Source organism: Bacillus cereus group sp. BfR-BA-01383 (assembly GCF_022663495.1).
GTDB classification, from domain to species: Bacteria; Bacillota; Bacilli; order Bacillales; family Bacillaceae_G; genus Bacillus_A; species Bacillus_A cereus_AU.
Genome location: NZ_JAKUFP010000001.1, coordinates 245,581 through 258,083, shown reverse-complemented (window position 1 = coordinate 258,083; position 12,503 = coordinate 245,581). Strand labels below are relative to the sequence as shown.

Below are 12,503 nucleotides of genomic sequence, written 5' to 3'. Positions count from 1 at the left end.
AGGGGTAGATTTCATGTTGCATCGTTATCTTCCAATGACAGAAGAAGACAAAAAAGAAATGTTACAAACAATCGGCGTTCAAACGATTGATGAGTTATTCTCTGATATTCCAGAGAGTGTTCGTTTTAAAGGGGATTTAAAAATTAAAGAAGCAAAATCAGAGCCAGAGCTTTTAAAAGAGTTATCTCAAATGGCTAGTAAAAATGCTAATTTAAAAGAATACGCTTCTTTCTTAGGAGCAGGCGTATACGATCATTACGCTCCAGTAATTGTTGATCATGTTATTTCTCGTTCAGAGTTTTATACAGCTTACACACCATATCAACCAGAAATTTCACAAGGGGAATTACAAGCGATTTTTGAATTCCAAACAATGATTTGTGAATTAACAGGAATGGATGTAGCAAACTCTTCTATGTATGACGGGGGTACAGCTTTAGCTGAAGCGGCAATGTTAGCAGCTGGCCATACTCGTAAAAAGAAAATTCTTGTATCAGCGGCAGTTCATCCAGAATCAAGAGCAGTACTTGAAACATATGCAAAAGGTCAACATCTTGAAGTTGTTGAAATTAATCATAAAGATGGTGTAACAGATTTAGATGTATTACAAAGCGAAGTAGACGATACAGTTGCTTGTGTAATCGTTCAATATCCAAACTTCTTCGGACAAGTTGAAAAGTTAGCTGATATCGAAAAAATCGTTCATCAACAAAAATCATTATTTATTGTTTCTTCAAATCCATTATCATTAGGCGCATTAACACCACCAGGAAAATTTGGTGCTGATATTGTAATCGGTGATGCACAACCATTTGGTATCCCAACGCAGTTTGGTGGACCGCACTGTGGTTACTTTGCAACAACGAAAGCATTTATGCGTAAAATTCCAGGACGTCTTGTTGGACAAACTGTAGATTCAGATGGTAAACGTGGGTTTGTATTAACGTTACAAGCTCGTGAACAGCATATTCGCCGTGATAAAGCGACGTCTAACATTTGTTCAAACCAAGCGTTAAATGCATTAGCAGCATCAGTTGCAATGACGGCTCTTGGTAAACAAGGTGTGAAAGAAATGGCACGTCAAAACATTTCTAAAGCACAATATGCAAAACGTCAATTTGAGGCGAAAGGCTTCACAGTTACATTTGCTGGACCATTCTTCAATGAGTTCGTTGTAGATTGCAAACGCCCAGTAAAAGAAGTAAACGATGTATTACTACAAAAGAATATTATCGGTGGTTACGACCTAGGCCGTGATTATAAAGAGTATGAAAATCATATGCTTTTAGCAGTAACTGAGCTTCGTACAAAAGAGGAAATTGACACACTTGTAAACGAAATGGGGGCTATCCAATGAAGAACCAAGACCAAGCACTTATCTTTGAAGTGAGTAAAGAAGGACGCGTAGGATATAGCTTACCCAAAATGGATGTAGAAGAAGTGAAACTAGAAGATGTGTTTGAGAGCGATTATATTCGCGTTGAAGATGCAGAGCTTCCAGAAGTATCTGAACTTGATATTATGCGTCATTACACAGCGCTTTCAAACCGTAACCACGGCGTAGATTCTGGATTCTATCCACTTGGATCTTGTACGATGAAATATAATCCGAAAATTAATGAAAATGTAGCTCGTTTTGCAGGCTTTGCAAATATTCATCCACTTCAAGATGAAAAAACAGTGCAAGGTGCAATGGAATTAATGTACGACTTACAAGAACATTTAATTGAAATTACAGGTATGGATACTGTTACATTACAACCAGCAGCGGGTGCGCACGGAGAATGGACAGGTTTAATGTTAATTCGTGCATATCATGAAGCAAATGGTGACTTTAACCGTACGAAAGTAATTGTTCCTGACTCTGCTCACGGAACGAATCCAGCGTCTGCAACAGTAGCTGGTTTTGAAACAATTACAGTAAAATCAAATGAACATGGCCTTGTGGATTTAGAAGACTTAAAACGTGTTGTAAACGAAGAAACAGCAGCACTTATGTTAACAAATCCAAATACATTAGGTCTATTCGAAGAAAATATTTTAGAAATGGCAGAAATCGTCCATAACGCAGGCGGTAAATTATACTATGATGGTGCAAACTTAAATGCAGTATTAAGCCAAGCGCGCCCAGGAGATATGGGATTTGACGTTGTGCATTTAAACCTTCATAAAACATTTACAGGTCCTCACGGCGGCGGCGGCCCAGGTTCTGGTCCAGTAGGTGTGAAAGCTGATTTAATTCCGTACTTACCAAAACCAATTTTAGAGAAAACAGAAAATGGTTATCACTTCAACTACGATCGTCCAGAAGCAATTGGGCGTGTGAAACCATTCTATGGTAACTTCGGAATTAACGTTCGTGCATACACATACATTCGTTCTATGGGTCCAGATGGATTACGTGCAGTAACTGAGTATGCTGTATTAAATGCAAACTATATGATGAGAAGATTAGCTCCGTTCTATGATCTTCCGTTCGATAGACATTGTAAGCATGAATTTGTATTATCAGGTCGTCGTCAAAAGAAACTTGGTGTACGTACATTAGATATTGCAAAACGTCTGCTTGATTTCGGGTACCACCCACCAACAATTTACTTCCCATTAAATGTGGAAGAATGTATTATGATTGAGCCAACAGAAACAGAATCAAAAGAAACATTAGACGGTTTCATTGATAAGATGATTCAAATTGCTAAAGAAGTAGAAGAAAATCCAGAAGTTGTACAAGAAGCACCGCATACTACAGTCATTAAACGTTTAGACGAAACAATGGCTGCACGTAAACCTGTTTTACGTTATGAAAAGCTAGCTCCTGTACAAGTTTGATGGGAATGAAAAGAACTCGCTATATGCGGGTTCTTTTTTTGTTTGGAGAATTTGTGCAGAAATAGTGAAAAAATGTTAAAAATTTATATTTTTTGTTTCATATTGCTGTAAAGAAGCAGTTTCATAGGTGATTTTGTTGAAAAAGTCGGTTTGATAAAAGTATTTATTTTTGTTAGAATTTTATTGAAATTAAGAAGATGTGATGAGGCAAAAATTACTCATTTTTATGTATATGTGAAAAAACGAGCAAGTTTGGGGGTGAAAGTGTGGGATATCGGTGTTATAGAATGGTATACCATTTAGAAAATGGAGAAACAATTAAAGATATAAAAGAATTTTGTTACCGAGACCAAGGGAAAGTGCTAGAAAGAGTCGCGCATCGTGTAATGGACAATAGAGAAGTGACAGCAATTGATAAACAGGGAACGATCATTTCAATAGCGTGTGAGGACATTGTAAAGGTAGAACTTGATTACATAACAGAAAGTTAACCTTGAGTCATATCGAATTATTCGATACAATATACTGTTGAATGGTGAAGTGAGAAGAGAGGAGTTTATCATGGGTAGTACAAGACACTTTTATATGTTTATCTTAGCGTTTGTTCTTGTTGTGGCATTAACGATTTATTTAATCGTTGATAGCAGCTGGTACAACACAGTTCATCCGGCATTCCTTCTGTTTATGTATGTAGGAATTGCGGTAGTTAGTTTCGGAATGAGAGACGAGATGTTAGATCGCTTTGAAAAGTGATACATATACGAAAGACCAACAGGAAAATGTTGGTCTTTTTTTCTTGCCAAAAATTTAAGAAGGCACCTTCTTCAATAACGACAATACGAGAGCAAAAGTTTATAAAAAGAAACGCTATTCGGTACATCTTTCGGAGTATGTAATATAAAGCTGAAAACGATAACGAGAATAAGAAAGAGGAAAAATAAAAATAAGATTTGCTTATGTATAGAATTTTGCATATTATTCACTCCTTTTTTTAGGTAGTATGTCCAAAAGAAAGAAGGATATGAAAAGGATTAGAAGGGTGCGCGTTGAGAAAACGAAAATGGTTATATGGAATAGGGATATTATTTTTTCATTTGGTCTTGTGTTATCAAATTTTTACTCAGGTATACTATGCCATTTCCTAATTTGTATAAAGGGATTGGTATGAGTGTTGTCATAGTTGGTCTGCTTTGTCTGATTGTATCAAATTTCTATAGAAAATCTGAATGAATATAAAAAAGGACAGTTACTCTTTTTCAGAGTAACTGTCCTTTTTATATACTTTGTTCCATAGCTTGGCGATACTCCATATAATTACGATTATAATGGAAGCGATAATTGACCAAGCGATAGATGCAATTTCAAGTGCCATGTTAGGAAGGAACGTAAGAATGGATAGTACCTTATGAAACAACCATTCTATTATATGAAAACTTACTTGCAATAGAATGATGATCCCGAGTGTGATCCATGTTAAGATTTGTTTTCCTTTTTCTTTCCGCATGACATTCACCTCACGTTAGCTTAATAGTTTTAAGCCAACAGCGCCACATAGAATGCAGCTTAAGAAGGCAAGGCGGCGCCAATCCGCTGATTCGCGGAAAATAAGAATACCTAGAAGTGCACTTCCTGCAGTGCCGATTCCAGTCCAAATCGCGTAAGCAGTTCCCATTGGTAATGTGTCCATCGCAAGGGATAAGAAGAAGAAGCTTACGCCGAAGTTAGCGATTAAAATAATTTTTGGTGCCCAGCCTTTCTTTTCAGTGGCTACTTTCATAAAGAGTACACCAATAATTTCACAAATACCAGCTAGAATTAAAAATACCCAAGCCATTTTATGCAGCCTCCTTCGCTTCTTTTTCTTCTGTTACTCGTTTTAAACCAATTACGCCGAAGAAGATTAAACCGATTAATAATATTTTTACAATAGAGAATGGCTCTCCGAAAACGAAAATCTCTGTAAGAACGATTCCGCCAGCTCCAATTCCAGTAAAGACGGCGTACACAGTACCAACAGGTAAATCTTTATAAGCTCTAAATAATAAGACGAAACTTATTGTAATTAATAGAGCGACACCTATCCATTCAAGTGGTGTTTCTGCGTGTTTTAATCCAATTACCCAAAAGATTTCAATAATACCAGCTAAGATTACATAAATCCATGCCATATGTCATTTCTCCTTCCTACCAGTCGTTAGGTAAAGGGCTTAAAAACGACGCATTGCAAAGGAGCAATCCGTCAGTTTGAAAGTCCGCGCCAAAATACTTTCCAAGAAGCGTCTAAACGTGTCTCAAAACGATTTAAACCTGCGTATAGTAGTTCAACCATAAGACCGTCAAGTAAGCATAGAAAAGCTTCTAAGGCATCTTTTACTTCAATGTTATGCAGCTCATCTTGTTCGCTTGCTCTTTTAAATACAGGGAATAAAAGTTTTCCGACGTTTTCAATGTGTACATTTGCTTTATTAATAATTTGTTCGCGAAATGCATCAGGCGGAAAATAAGAAGTTCGTAACCAAAACATTGATTCTTCACTTTCACCAAATCGTTTTGCGTAGCCTTTTAATAATTTTAAGAGCAATTCTTCAGTGGACGAATTTGAAAAGTTTTTGATATCGTCTGTGAAGCTCTGTAAATCTTTCTGAAGAGCAGCCTCTAAACATATAAAGTACAGTTCTTCTTTTCCTTTAAAGTGTGCGTAAATCGATGGTTTTTTAATCCCGACTTCTTGAGCAATATTTGCTAATGAAGTTCCTTCGTAGCCGTAGCGTGCGAAATGAGAAAGTGCTACAGCTTTAATGCGGTTTGCTGTCATCTTCATCCCCTACCTACCGTTCGTTAGGTTAATTATATGAGATGAAAAATACAAAGTCAATAGGTGAAGAGCTGAAAAAGAGCGCTATAGTTAACGCTCCTGTTCAGACTGTTTTCCGTTCGATTAAATGGAATGGAAGTTCTTCTGAGTTCCCGGTAATTTGTTCGTCTTGCATCTGTTTATGGAATAAGGTAAAAGCACGCGATCCCATAGTAAGACCAGGGTGTTCAATAGTCGAAATTTCTAAAGCCTTTGAAATTTCATGGTTATCGAATCCTAAAATAGCGAGATCTTCGGGGACGCGAATACCATGTTTTCTAGCCTCTGTTAATAAACCAGCCGCAACTTGATCATTTGCGGTGAAAATAGCGGTTGGACGGTCTTTCATATTTAAAATACGATGGAGTACTTGTGCGCCGTCTTGCATTGTATAGCATTGATGGAAAATCCAATCAGGGTGTACCGTGATACCTTCGTTACGAAGTGTATCAGCAAACGCCTTTTCACGCTCCATAGAATTTACACTTGTTTTTCTTGCTAAACAGATCCCGATTTTTTTATGACCTTTGCTTAGTAAATATGTAGTGCCGAGACGGAAGCCTTCATAATGATCTACATAGACAGATGAAATGAGGGGATGGTTCATTTTTTCACATGAAATAATAGGGGCAAATTTTGCGAAAGGTTCAATTTGTTCCCAAGAACTCGTTCGAGAGCAAATAATCATCCCGTCGAATTGTTTCATTTTCATCATTTCAAGGACACGAATTTCTTCAATGCTATCGTAATTTGTTTGACATAAATTAATATGATATCCAGCTAATAATGCTTCGTTTCCGATTCCTTCAATAATCGTGCTAAAATACGGAAGGTTAATAAAGGGGAGCATAACGCCAATTGTATATGTTTTACCTCGTATTAAATGAACAGCATTTATATTTTTTGCATAGTTTAATTCTTCAACAGCATCTAGAACACGCTTACGCTTTTCTTCTTTTACGTAAGGGTGATTATTCAGGACGCGAGAAACAGTTGAAATAGATACACCAGCAGTTTTTGCAATTTGTTTTATATTGGCCATATGTATCACCTCTTTTACTTATTATAAAGGGAAAATAATAAGAAGGAAAAAATCTTGACCTGAAAAGCTTTTCACAAACTATGTTATTAATAAGGCTTCTTTTTATTCGCGTAACCTTTTCACTTGGGCGTAAGAATGATGGGGGTCTTTTTTGCGTCTATAAAAAGTTTTGTCAAAATGTGTGAGAATAACGTGGAAAGTATTCAAAGGAGGAGTTTGATAACGAAGCGAATATGAAGAGCATATAAAGTGAAACTTTAATCAGTGGGGATTTTGTCCATCCGCCTCTGATTATTAGCCTTCACCAATCGAGCATTTACGGGCAGTTAATCTCCCACTTAACTCTCTCCCATTCGCAGAATTTTGAGGTGGGGGTCTTACTGCCCGGCAAATAGCGGGATAAACGCTTCATTCGTTAGGAGAGCGGTATGAAAGGGCGGAAACAAATTGAAAAAAAGAATCATTTGTTTCGTGTTTTCTAGTGTAGTGCTTAGTTCGTGTTCGTTTCAGCAAACGATGCAAGAAGAAAAAAACTTTGTGGGAACAACAGGCGGGGCTATGGATCGTGTTACGGATCCTATTCCGCTAAAGGAGCTCCCAAAATATTTTCCAGTGAAGTTTAAAGTTCCGACGTTTTTACCGTACGATATTACGAGTGATGTGAAGGGGGAAGTAAGGACGATTGGAAAAAAGAACGTTGTCTTAACGATTAAATATAAGCAGCAGGAGCAAGTTAGGCATGAGTATATTGAGTTAAATATTGCGAATTTCTCTTATAGTTTTCCATATTTTGTGGAAGAGAAGCAATTTCAAGAGCAAATGAAATTGAATAATGGCGCATCCGCTTATTTTAAAAATAAGGATGACTTTGAACGAGGAGACGAGTTTGCTACGCTTATATGGAAAGAGAAGGGAATTGAATATCAGCTACTGTATCGTAATGTAGAAGAGAATGATACAGATGTAATTAAGCAAAATTTATTATACATTGCGAACAAAATGGAATGAAAAAACTAGCCGAATTATACAGCTAGTTTTTGTATGTTATTTCTTTTTAATTTTGCCTGTCCAAGATTTAAATCCACCTTTTAATTGGTAGAAATCTTTGTAGCCTTGCTTTTTTAAGTATTGAGCTGCACGACCTGTACGGAATCCGCTTTGGCAGTATAAGTAAACAGGTTGATCTTGACGCAGTTCTTTATGACGAAGGCGAATTTGTGATAACGGGATGTTACGTGCACCTAAAATGTGCCCTGCGTTATATTCGTCTGCTTCGCGAATATCGATAAGCTGTGCTTTACGGTAGCCAGCGCGAAATTCTTCTTCTGTAAGAGTTTTAATTAATTTTTTCTGATAGAAATACATCCATACAGTGTAGCCGATGAATGCTGCAATTGCGGCTAGTATAATAATCAAGTTTGTTGACACGATTCTATCGCTCCCTTTTTTCTTATCCTACTTTCAATATTATAATGCCCATATGTATTTATGCAACAGATTCATTTGTATATACGAAGAAATTTCGTATTCTTTCACAAATTTTGTCGAATTTGGTAGACTAGAGAATGTGAAAAATAATTGGTTATATGAGGTGCAGGATGGGAAAAGAAAAATGGTGTTATATTAACTCGGGTCAATGTTCACCGGCATTTAATATGGCGTTAGATGAATGTTTATTAAATTGGCAAAGTGAAAAGAAAATGCCACCAACAATTCGTTTTTATGAATGGGAAGTACCAACATTAACAGTCGGGTATTTCCAGCGTGTTGAAAAAGATATCAATATGGATGTAGTTAACGAAAAGAAATATGGATTCGTTCGTCGTCAAACAGGCGGCAGGGGTGTACTACATGACAAAGAATTAACGTACAGTGTTATTGTGTCTGAAGATCATCCGAATATGCCAAAGACAGTTATAGAGGCGTACCGCGTTATTTCGCAAGGCTTATTAGACGGTTTTAAGGCATTAGGATTAGAAGCATATTATGCGGTTCCAAAAACAGAAGCGGATCGTGAAAATTTGAAGAATCCACGTTCAGGCGTATGCTTTGATGCACCATCTTGGTATGAAATTGTAGTGGAAGGAAGAAAAATCGCAGGTAGTGCTCAAACACGTCAAAAAGGTGTTATTTTACAGCACGGATCGATTCCATTAGAAATAGATTTAGACGAATTATACGACCTATTTTTATTCCCGAACGAACGTGTAAAAGAGCGCATGAAAAACATGTTTTCTTCTAAAGCGGTAGCGATTAATGAATTAACAGACCGTACATTTACGATTGAACAGTTAATTAAAGCGTTTGAAGTTGGATTTGAAAAAGGGTTAGATATAGAGCTTGTTCCGTATGAATTAACAGAAGAACAGTTACATGAAGTTCAAACGGTAGCGAAAGAAAAGTATGAAAGTGATGAATGGAATTATAAAAAATAAGGAGATGGCAATTGCCATCTCCTTATTTTGTTATAGTAAATTAAGTACTTTTTCTACTTTGATTCCTTTATCTTGTAAAGAACGAAGGCGGTTTACAACGTCCATAATTTCTTTGTCGAATGTAACGCTAATACCTTGGCTTTGTAGCTCTTCTTTTAATCCTTCAATAGAATCATCTATGTCGATGCCAAGCTCGTAATCTTGACAAACTTCAATTGTCTTTTTCACAAGTTTAACATAATTTTCTTGTAGTTTTGTATTTGTTTCAGTCAAAGCAGGTTGTTTCGGTTTTGTAGGAGTAACCGGTGTTGTCTCTTGCTTTGTAACTGGAGTAGGTACTGTTTTTTTCACAGGTGCTGGAGTAGATATTTCTATAGCTGCTTCTACACTTACTGGCTTCGGTGTTTGTACCGGAGTAGGCTTAGGCGCTACAGGTGTTTCTACACGCGTAACAGGCTTTGGAGCAGGTGTAACTGCTTTTGGAGCTTCTACAACTACTTCTTTTTTCGGCGTGGCTTCTACAACTGTTTCTTCTTGCTCAGCAGCTTCTTTATTTTCTTTGCTCCACATAACGCGTTCAATTTCTAGAGAAACATTGTTTTTGTTCATCGCTGTTAATGTAACTTTACCAACCTCAGCGTTCCCAGTGAAATCAACAATTTTATAAATAACACTCTTGTTCCAATCCACGTTTCCGCTCAAAAATAATTCTTCGTTACATTTCGGCGTTAAGCCCTCGATTTTAATTTCTGCGTTTACACCGTTTTCACTATATACCATAATTAGCGAAGCATTTACATCTTCGTCTGCTAACATTAGTTCACGTACCATTTTGCCGGTGCGTACTTGCGTTTTCTTCTTAACTGACATCAAATTTCTCCTCTCAAAAATTCAGTAATATAAAAAAATCGTATAACGAAAAATAATTGCTCACGAAGATTTATGATACCGATAATAAAAGCATCACGTCAACAATTAACTTTAATTATTTTGCATTTTTCTTATTTTCTTTATGAAATTTTTCAATTTGTAAAATTAGACAGAAGAAAAACAGCCTTTTGACAGGCTGTTAAAACGTGGAAAACTTTAATGTGCGTTAATTTCTCTTTGTTTCCCATACTAACGAGAGGAGGGAAGCATATGAAACCATTTATGCCAAAACTCGTTTACTTTGAACCGAAGGCACTCGAATATCCGCTTGGGTTTATTGTTGCACCAATTTATATGCATGAAGGCTGGGAAGAAGAATACCGCGAATTATTTGAGCGACTGTACAATGTGTTGAAAGATATGACGATACCGGATTTAACATTTGAATTAATTCAGCACCGCTTTACAAAACCAGCAAAAAAAGGTCATTCAAGAGCGTTATCCGAATACGAATCTTGAAATGGATGAAGAAAAACGAAAATACAAATGGGGACGATATGGCATTGGAAAATATGTATACAAAAAAGATGATGCGGCAGTATTGGAAGAAACAATTCGAGTATATATTCATCACTTTTTTTCTAATGCAGAAATTTAATATTTTACATGAAAGGAACTTGTATTTGAATGCGGGTTCTTTTCTCTTTTGTAGATTTGGGCTCGTTTTCACCTTGTCACGTTATTCTTTCTGGTGTATCATTTTATTGATTGCTTCGTACGGAATAAGCAAAATGAAATTGGATGGAGGAAACCGATGCCTACCCCTAGTATGGAAGATTATATTGAACAAATTTATTTGTTGATTGATGAAAAGGGTTATGCCCGCGTATCTGATATTGCTGAAGCGCTTAGTGTACATCCATCCTCTGTAACGAAAATGGTGCAAAAATTAGACAAAGATGAATATCTAATTTATGAAAAATATAGAGGGCTTGTATTAACATCAAAAGGTAAAAAGATCGGAGAACGTCTCGTATATCGTCATGACTTGCTAGAGCAATTTATGCGTATTATCGGTGTGGATGAAAGTAAGATTTACAATGATGTAGAAGGAATTGAACATCATTTAAGTTGGGAAGCAATTGACCGCATTGGTGATTTAGTACAATACTTTGAACAAGATGAAGTTCGAGTAGACACACTTCGTGGTGTTCAAAAAGCAAATGAAGAGAAAAGTAATTAAGGGGGACGTATGGCGTTTCCTTTTTTATTTCTATCGAAAAGGACGGGAGAATTATGAAAGCAATTATTTTTGATTTTGATGGATTAATTGTGGACACAGAAACAATATGGTTTCACTCTTTCAGAGATGCTGTTCGTGAGTACGGTGGAGAGTTACCTTTAGAGGAATTTGCAAAATGTATTGGAACGACAGATGATGTGCTTTATGCATATTTGAAAGAGCAGTTAAAAGAGAAGTTTAATAAGCGAGCATTAAAAGAAAAAGTGACTACTTTACATAAAGAGAAAATGAAAATACCAAAAGCGCGCGATGGGGTAAAAGAATATTTAGAAGAAGCGAAGGAAATGGGATTGAAAATCGCATTAGCTTCTAGTTCATCTAGAGAATGGGTTATGCGTTTTTTAGAAGAGCTACAGATTCGAGGTTATTTTGAAGTAATTAAAACGAGAGAAGATGTTGAGAAGGTAAAACCAGATCCAGCGCTTTATCGAATTGCGATAGAAGATTTAGGCATTGAACCGTCTGAAGTTGCTGTGTTTGAAGATTCGTTAAATGGATTGAAAGCAGCGATTGCAGCAGGGTTAAAATGCGTCGTTGTGCCTAATGATGTGACAAGAAATTTACAATTTGAAAACCATCACCTTCGTATCGAAAGCATGAAAGAAAAAAGTTTGAAAGAGGTACTTCAACATATAAAGTGAAAATTTGATTAGTCGGGGCTTTTCTCATCCATATTAAAAAACAAAAAGAAAGACCGTATTTCCTAAAAGGAAGCACGGTCTTTCTTTTTGTTTTTCTTACCTTCAATGACAGTTAAATGAGATTGTTTTCTCTTTCGTTTTAAAGTGGAAGAATTCCCTTTTTTACTCTTGTCATTAGAAGCATTTGACTTAAAGAAAGAATTGCTTAGGGGTGCTACATTTTGTTTCCCATGTTTGCGGTTCGATTGTTTTGCAGCGCGTTTATATGAGCTTTGCGAATTTGCAGAACCACTGGAATTTGTAAACATCTTGTATAGCAAGTAAAAGATACCGACAACAAGTAACATGTACCCGATATTTCTTAATACACCCATTGGATTTGTAATTACAGATGAAACAAGGCCGAATATTGCTAATCCGATAATAAGCACAAATATAGCGAAAGTAAACGAACGACCATTCATAAGGAACACCTCCTAAAAACATATATTAAAATTAGTATATTAACGATGAGGAGAGGAGTTGAACA

At 36.4% G+C, this 12,503-nt stretch carries 16 protein-coding genes and 2 pseudogenes; 10 read left to right on the top strand and 8 right to left on the bottom strand.

The features are described from left to right. The first annotated feature begins 13 nt into the window (after positions 1-13). The 5 genes and pseudogenes from gcvPA to MR065_RS01475 all read left to right on the top strand — a co-directional run bounded on the left by gcvPA (position 14) and on the right by MR065_RS01475 (position 4,059). Positions 14-1,357: an aminomethyl-transferring glycine dehydrogenase subunit 1 gene (gene gcvPA, locus MR065_RS01495; RefSeq protein WP_242212246.1), complete on the top strand. Its 1,344-nt coding sequence runs from the start codon at positions 14-16 to the stop codon at positions 1,355-1,357. Then, the gene (gene gcvPB, locus MR065_RS01490; RefSeq protein ID WP_097902653.1) at positions 1,354-2,829 is read left to right on the top strand and encodes an aminomethyl-transferring glycine dehydrogenase subunit 2; all 1,476 of its coding nucleotides are present in this window, start codon (positions 1,354-1,356) and stop codon (positions 2,827-2,829) included. The genes gcvPA and gcvPB overlap by 4 nt, the downstream gene beginning before the upstream one ends. A 287-nt stretch (positions 2,830-3,116) precedes the next feature. Beyond that, on the top strand, positions 3,117-3,320 hold the full coding sequence (locus MR065_RS01485) for a DUF3929 family protein (protein ID WP_000262494.1): 204 nt from the start codon (positions 3,117-3,119) through the stop codon (positions 3,318-3,320). Positions 3,321-3,390: 70 nt separating this feature from the next. Beyond that, complete coding sequence (locus MR065_RS01480) at positions 3,391-3,582, top strand: hypothetical protein (protein WP_000535934.1); 192 nt, start codon at positions 3,391-3,393, stop codon at positions 3,580-3,582. Positions 3,583-3,875: 293 nt separating this feature from the next. Next, a pseudogene (locus MR065_RS01475) lies at positions 3,876-4,059 on the top strand (hypothetical protein). Between the two features lie 16 nt (positions 4,060-4,075). On the opposite strand, the gene MR065_RS01470 reads toward MR065_RS01475, so the two are convergent. The 5 genes from MR065_RS01470 to MR065_RS01450 form a co-directional block, all read right to left on the bottom strand. Continuing rightward, positions 4,076-4,333 (bottom strand): DUF3975 family protein, encoded by a 258-nt coding sequence (locus MR065_RS01470; RefSeq protein ID WP_097902650.1) that lies wholly within the window; start codon positions 4,331-4,333, stop codon positions 4,076-4,078. Positions 4,334-4,348: 15 nt separating this feature from the next. Continuing rightward, on the bottom strand, positions 4,349-4,663 hold the full coding sequence (locus MR065_RS01465) for a DMT family transporter (RefSeq protein ID WP_048374169.1): 315 nt from the start codon (positions 4,661-4,663) through the stop codon (positions 4,349-4,351). Between the two features lies 1 nt (position 4,664). Further along, positions 4,665-4,997 carry a DMT family transporter gene (locus MR065_RS01460; protein WP_097902649.1) on the bottom strand — a complete coding sequence of 111 codons (333 nt, stop codon included), beginning with the start codon at positions 4,995-4,997 and terminating at the stop codon, positions 4,665-4,667. Between the two features lie 71 nt (positions 4,998-5,068). Then, positions 5,069-5,650: a TetR/AcrR family transcriptional regulator gene (locus MR065_RS01455; protein ID WP_242212245.1), complete on the bottom strand. Its 582-nt coding sequence runs from the start codon at positions 5,648-5,650 to the stop codon at positions 5,069-5,071. Positions 5,651-5,747: 97 nt separating this feature from the next. Next, on the bottom strand, positions 5,748-6,725 hold the full coding sequence (locus MR065_RS01450; RefSeq protein WP_242212244.1) for a LacI family DNA-binding transcriptional regulator: 978 nt from the start codon (positions 6,723-6,725) through the stop codon (positions 5,748-5,750). Positions 6,726-7,196: 471 nt separating this feature from the next. Between MR065_RS01450 and MR065_RS01445 the strand changes: the two genes are divergently transcribed. After that, positions 7,197-7,733, top strand: a complete 537-nt coding sequence (locus MR065_RS01445; protein WP_242212310.1) for a DNA polymerase III subunit delta — start codon at positions 7,197-7,199, stop codon at positions 7,731-7,733. Positions 7,734-7,769: 36 nt separating this feature from the next. Here the strand turns inward: MR065_RS01445 and MR065_RS01440 are convergent, their stop codons facing one another. After that, a complete protein-coding gene (locus MR065_RS01440; RefSeq protein ID WP_097902645.1) occupies positions 7,770-8,153 on the bottom strand; it encodes a rhodanese-like domain-containing protein in 384 nt (127 codons plus the stop codon). 170 nt (positions 8,154-8,323) lie between these two features. Here MR065_RS01440 and MR065_RS01435 point away from each other — a divergent pair, with 170 nt between their 5' ends. Then, positions 8,324-9,160: a lipoate--protein ligase family protein gene (locus tag MR065_RS01435; RefSeq protein WP_242212243.1), complete on the top strand. Its 837-nt coding sequence runs from the start codon at positions 8,324-8,326 to the stop codon at positions 9,158-9,160. A 30-nt stretch (positions 9,161-9,190) separates the two neighbouring features. Here the strand turns inward: MR065_RS01435 and MR065_RS01430 are convergent, their stop codons facing one another. Next, positions 9,191-10,030, bottom strand: coding sequence for a hypothetical protein (locus tag MR065_RS01430; RefSeq protein WP_242212242.1), 840 nt, complete (start codon positions 10,028-10,030; stop codon positions 9,191-9,193). A 321-nt stretch (positions 10,031-10,351) separates the two neighbouring features. Between MR065_RS01430 and MR065_RS01425 the strand changes: the two are divergent. The 3 genes and pseudogenes from MR065_RS01425 to MR065_RS01415 form a co-directional block, all read left to right on the top strand. Further along, positions 10,352-10,688 (top strand): annotated as a pseudogene (locus MR065_RS01425) (spore photoproduct lyase family protein); the annotation flags it as partial. Positions 10,689-10,844: 156 nt separating this feature from the next. After that, the gene (gene mntR, locus MR065_RS01420; protein ID WP_088230954.1) at positions 10,845-11,273 is read left to right on the top strand and encodes a transcriptional regulator MntR; all 429 of its coding nucleotides are present in this window, start codon (positions 10,845-10,847) and stop codon (positions 11,271-11,273) included. Positions 11,274-11,326: 53 nt separating this feature from the next. After that, positions 11,327-11,974 (top strand): HAD family hydrolase, encoded by a 648-nt coding sequence (locus MR065_RS01415; RefSeq protein ID WP_242212241.1) that lies wholly within the window; start codon positions 11,327-11,329, stop codon positions 11,972-11,974. A gap of 62 nt (positions 11,975-12,036) precedes the next feature. Here MR065_RS01415 and MR065_RS01410 read toward each other — a convergent pair whose 3' ends face one another. After that, positions 12,037-12,438 (bottom strand): SA1362 family protein, encoded by a 402-nt coding sequence (locus MR065_RS01410; protein ID WP_098268076.1) that lies wholly within the window; start codon positions 12,436-12,438, stop codon positions 12,037-12,039. Between the last annotated feature and the right edge of the window lie 65 nt (positions 12,439-12,503).